The organism is Achromobacter sp. 2789STDY5608615 (assembly GCF_001298995.1).
In the GTDB taxonomy this organism is placed as follows: domain Bacteria; phylum Pseudomonadota; class Gammaproteobacteria; order Burkholderiales; family Burkholderiaceae_B; genus Achromobacter; species Achromobacter insuavis.
Map to the genome: position 1 here is coordinate 1 of NZ_CYTY01000093.1, position 2,101 is coordinate 2,101.

Genomic DNA, 2,101 nt, shown 5'->3' on the forward strand with positions numbered 1-2,101 from the left:
GAATACTTGGTGGGTCTGGTTGGATTCGAACCAACGACCCCCGCCTTATCAAGACGGTGCTCTAACCGACTGAGCTACAGACCCAAAACCTTCTCGGATCAGTAGTCAGGAGTCATGGACATAGGGAGGAATCCCTCTACCCAAGCCCACAACCGATCCCAGCTATATATCAAACAACCGATAAGAGTGGACGCTTAACACGAGCACTAAGCTCTGAAAGGAGGTGATCCAGCCGCACCTTCCGATACGGCTACCTTGTTACGACTTCACCCCAGTCATGAATCCTACCGTGGTAATCGCCCCCCTTGCGGTTAGGCTAACTACTTCTGGTAAAACCCACTCCCATGGTGTGACGGGCGGTGTGTACAAGACCCGGGAACGTATTCACCGCGACATGCTGATCCGCGATTACTAGCGATTCCGACTTCACGCAGTCGAGTTGCAGACTGCGATCCGGACTACGATCGGGTTTCTGGGATTGGCTCCCCCTCGCGGGTTGGCGACCCTCTGTCCCGACCATTGTATGACGTGTGAAGCCCTACCCATAAGGGCCATGAGGACTTGACGTCATCCCCACCTTCCTCCGGTTTGTCACCGGCAGTCTCATTAGAGTGCCCTTTCGTAGCAACTAATGACAAGGGTTGCGCTCGTTGCGGGACTTAACCCAACATCTCACGACACGAGCTGACGACAGCCATGCAGCACCTGTGTTCCGGTTCTCTTGCGAGCACTGCCAAATCTCTTCGGCATTCCAGACATGTCAAGGGTAGGTAAGGTTTTTCGCGTTGCATCGAATTAATCCACATCATCCACCGCTTGTGCGGGTCCCCGTCAATTCCTTTGAGTTTTAATCTTGCGACCGTACTCCCCAGGCGGTCAACTTCACGCGTTAGCTGCGCTACCAAGGCCCGAAGGCCCCAACAGCTAGTTGACATCGTTTAGGGCGTGGACTACCAGGGTATCTAATCCTGTTTGCTCCCCACGCTTTCGTGCATGAGCGTCAGTGTTATCCCAGGAGGCTGCCTTCGCCATCGGTGTTCCTCCGCATATCTACGCATTTCACTGCTACACGCGGAATTCCACCTCCCTCTGACACACTCTAGCCCGGTAGTTAAAAATGCAGTTCCAAAGTTAAGCTCTGGGATTTCACATCTTTCTTTCCGAACCGCCTGCGCACGCTTTACGCCCAGTAATTCCGATTAACGCTTGCACCCTACGTATTACCGCGGCTGCTGGCACGTAGTTAGCCGGTGCTTATTCTGCAGGTACCGTCAGTTTCACGGGGTATTAACCCATGACGTTTCTTTCCTGCCAAAAGTGCTTTACAACCCGAAGGCCTTCATCGCACACGCGGGATGGCTGGATCAGGGTTTCCCCCATTGTCCAAAATTCCCCACTGCTGCCTCCCGTAGGAGTCTGGGCCGTGTCTCAGTCCCAGTGTGGCTGGTCGTCCTCTCAAACCAGCTACGGATCGTCGCCTTGGTGAGCCGTTACCCCACCAACTAGCTAATCCGATATCGGCCGCTCCAATAGTGCAAGGTCTTACGATCCCCTGCTTTCCCCCGTAGGGCGTATGCGGTATTAGCTACGCTTTCGCGTAGTTATCCCCCGCTACTGGGCACGTTCCGATACATTACTCACCCGTTCGCCACTCGCCACCAGACCGAAGTCCGTGCTGCCGTTCGACTTGCATGTGTAAGGCATCCCGCTAGCGTTCAATCTGAGCCAGGATCAAACTCTTCAGTTTAATCTCTGTATTTGTTTCGTATTTCTTAGTTCCGAAGAACCGAGTCATACGTCGCTACTCAAAGGAAGTGAGGTATGTTCTTAAACTTGACGTCTAAGGTACTTCACTTCTAGTGAGCACTTGATTTCATTGTGCTTGTGACCGAAGTCACAGTGCACTCGCATCAAGCGCCCACACTTATCGGTTGTTTAATTGTTAAAGAGCGGTACTGCTAAATTCTGTACTACTTACTGCATCTTCTGCTTTCTTCGGCGATTTCGCTTTCGCGTCGATCGCTGTGTCAGCAGCAGAGAAACGAGATTATGAAGAAGTTTTTATCGTTTGTCAAGTCAGCTTCGTTTGATTCACTTCGCT

At 52.3% G+C, this 2,101-nt stretch carries 1 tRNA gene and 1 rRNA gene; both read right to left on the reverse strand.

What is annotated here, in order from left to right:
• Window positions 1-7: 7 nt before the first annotated feature.
• Window positions 8-84, reverse strand: a tRNA-Ile gene (locus tag AOZ49_RS31490).
• A 132-nt stretch (window positions 85-216) separates the two neighbouring features.
• Window positions 217-1,747, reverse strand: a 16S ribosomal RNA gene (locus AOZ49_RS31495).
• Between the last annotated feature and the right edge of the window lie 354 nt (window positions 1,748-2,101).